Origin of the sequence: Aeromonas sp. HMWF014, assembly GCF_963878295.1 — a bacterium.
GTDB lineage: Bacteria > Pseudomonadota > Gammaproteobacteria > Enterobacterales > Aeromonadaceae > Aeromonas > Aeromonas popoffii.
This window is the reverse complement of record NZ_CAWNYS010000227.1, coordinates 1-2724: the sequence shown is the minus strand read 5'-3', so window position 1 is coordinate 2724 and position 2724 is coordinate 1. Positions and strand designations below refer to the sequence as shown.

Annotated in this window: 3 protein-coding genes and 1 pseudogene; 3 read left to right on the top strand and 1 reads right to left on the bottom strand. The window is 53.7% G+C overall.

Annotation, left to right across the window (positions count from 1 at the left end):
• A pseudogene (locus tag AAC083_RS09135) lies at positions 1–391 on the top strand (bifunctional methylenetetrahydrofolate dehydrogenase/methenyltetrahydrofolate cyclohydrolase); the annotation flags it as partial.
• A gap of 119 nt (positions 392–510) precedes the next feature.
• On the opposite strand, the gene cspD reads toward AAC083_RS09135, so the two are convergent.
• A complete protein-coding gene (gene cspD, locus AAC083_RS09130) occupies positions 511–729 on the bottom strand; it encodes a cold shock-like protein CspD (RefSeq protein WP_042035390.1) in 219 nt (72 codons plus the stop codon).
• 229 nt (positions 730–958) lie between these two features.
• Here cspD and clpS point away from each other — a divergent pair, with 229 nt between their 5' ends.
• Together clpS and AAC083_RS09120 are read left to right on the top strand one after the other, a co-directional pair.
• Complete coding sequence (gene clpS, locus AAC083_RS09125; protein WP_108536402.1) at positions 959–1276, top strand: ATP-dependent Clp protease adapter ClpS; 318 nt, start codon at positions 959–961, stop codon at positions 1274–1276.
• 60 nt (positions 1277–1336) lie between these two features.
• The coding region (locus AAC083_RS09120) for a Clp protease N-terminal domain-containing protein (protein ID WP_146181631.1) at positions 1337–2724 on the top strand (1388 nt) is incomplete at its 3' end.

The window sequence follows — 2724 nt, the reverse complement described above, 5'->3', positions numbered from 1 at the left end:
CAAGACACATGGCCTGCATGCGGTAGTGGTTGGAGCATCCAATATTGTGGGACGCCCGATGACGCTGGAGCTGCTGCTGGCCGGTTGTACCACGACCACTTGTCATCGCTTCACTCAGGATCTGGAAGATCAGGTGCGTCGTGCCGACTTGCTGGTCGTGGCGGTGGGTAAGCCGAACTTCATTCCGGGGGAGTGGATCAAACCGGGGGCCCTGGTGATCGATGTAGGCATCAATCGTCTGGCTGACGGTTCTCTGGTGGGGGATGTGGAGTTTGAAACGGCGCGTAATCACGCCTCCTTCATCACACCGGTTCCGGGGGGCGTTGGTCCCATGACGGTGGCGAGCCTGATGGAAAATACCCTGAGCGCCTGCCAGGACTACCACGACTAGGCCCTGTGCTGGCCGATGACGCCTGCGTCTGACAAGCTTCACGCTTGCAAGAGCGCACTGCTATAAAAAAACCGGCGACCTTGCGGTCAGCCGGTTTTTTTATTTATCCAGTTCGACTCTTACATGTTCTGTGCTTCGTTTGGCACGATGACAGAGGCGTGATTTCCTTTCGGCCCCTGCTGCAGTTCGAAGTTGACTGCCTGACCTGCTTTCAAGGTCTTGTAACCTTCCATTTTTATCGTGGAGTAGTGGGCGAAGATATCTTCACCACCCCCTTCCGGACAGATAAACCCAAATCCTTTTGCGTTGTTAAACCACTTGACTGTTCCGGTTGCCATACATCTACATCCTTTTATTGATTACCCTGAAGTCGTTGAGTAACCTGCGCCAGCCCTTTATAACTAGTAGCATATGCCCATAGCAGACGGGCGCCGATTAGCAAGTAACCAATCTAGTCTAACTTTTGAGCGAGTCAAGGAGTTGTTAACAACTGATGTGATCGGGTTAACAAGTCTATTGACAATCTTGTGTTAGACGGTAGTAATCTAGAGGTACCGAAGCGCGATTATGAGCAAGCAGAAAGAACTCTTTGCTAATGAAGAGATTGCACAAGCAGAGAAAACGAAGCTGCAACCGCCACCCATGTACAAGGTCGTCCTGAACAACGATGACTACACACCGATGGAGTTTGTGGTGGAGGTGCTGCAAAAGTTCTTTAGTATGGATTTGGACAAGGCCACCCAAGTGATGCTGAGTGTGCATTATAGTGGTAAGGGAGTCTGTGGCATGTTCACCGCCGAGATTGCCGAAACCAAAGTGGTCCAAGTCAATACCTATTCACGTAACAACGAACATCCACTGCTATGTACCATGGAAAAGGCTTGAATCTGATGACTTGATGGCGATGACGACACCACATTGTTGCTGTACTGAGGGGAGGTGCCTATGTTGAATAAAGATCTAGAAAAGACGCTGAACGAGGCTTTCAAACTGGCCCGTGACGAGCGCCACGAATTCATGACCGTCGAGCACCTGTTGTTAGCCCTGTTGGATAACAGCTCAGCCCATGAGGCGCTGAGTTCATGTGGTGCGGATGTGGAGCTGATGCGCAAAGAGATCAGCGCATTCATTAGTCAAACAACCCCACTTATTCCCCGCGATGATGAAGACAGAGAAACTCAACCCACGCTTGGCTTCCAGCGGGTGCTGCAGCGTGCCGTGTTCCATGTTCAGTCTTCAGGTAATACTGAAGTCAGCGGCGCCAACGTGCTGGTCGCCATCTTCAGCGAGCAAGAGTCACAGGCTGCCTATTTCCTGAAGAAAGCCGAGATCAGCCGGCTGGATGTGGTCAATTTCCTCTCCCACGGGGTGCGTAAAGACAGCAAGCCGGATAACAGCAGTAACAACGCCGAGTCTGATGACGATGTCTCTGCTGCCCAGATCGAGAGTTTTGCGACCAACCTGAATCAGTTGGTGCTGGAGGGGCGAATCGACCCGCTCATCGGTCGCGATCAGGAGCTGAGCCGCACTATCCAGGTACTGTGCCGTCGCCGCAAGAACAACCCGCTGCTGGTGGGTGAAGCGGGTGTAGGCAAGACGGCGATCGCCGAAGGGCTGGCCTATCGCATCGTCAAGGGGGATGTGCCCGAGGTGATTGCTGGCAGCACCATCTATTCACTCGACATGGGCTCCCTGCTGGCAGGCACCAAATACCGTGGTGACTTCGAGAAGCGCCTCAAAGTGCTGCTCAAGCAGATTGAGCGCCAGGAAGGGGCCATTCTGTTCATCGACGAGATCCACACCATCATAGGGGCCGGGGCAGCTTCCGGTGGCCAGCTGGATGCGGCCAACCTCATCAAGCCGTTGCTCTCCAATGGCTTGCTCCGTTGTGTCGGGTCGACGACTTACCAGGAATATTCCCAGATTTTCGAGAAAGACCGAGCGCTGGCCCGTCGTTTTCAGAAGATCGATGTCGTCGAGCCGAGTGTGGATGACACCACTCGCATCCTGATGGGGCTCAAGAGCCGCTACGAATCGCACCACGGCGTGCGTTATACCGTCAAAGCGATCCGTGCCGCGGTCGAACTTTCGGCCAAGTACATCAATGACCGTCATCTGCCTGACAAGGCGATCGACGTGATCGATGAGGCGGGGGCAGGGCAGCGTCTGCTGCCTGTGAGCAAGCGCAAGAAAGTGATCAATGTGCCGGAAATCGAAGCCATAGTCGCCAAGATAGCCCGTATCCCAGAGAAGTCTGTCTCTTCTTCCGATAAGGAAGTGCTAAAGAACCTGGAGCGGAACCTCAAGATGGTGGTGTTTGGTCAGGACAAGGC

Coding starts and splice junctions, on each gene's coding strand:
- cspD (WP_042035390.1), bottom strand. CDS start 729: ATGGCAACCGGAACAGTCAAGTGGTTTAACAACGCAAAAGGATTTGGG.
- clpS (WP_108536402.1), top strand. CDS start 959: ATGAGCAAGCAGAAAGAACTCTTTGCTAATGAAGAGATTGCACAAGCA.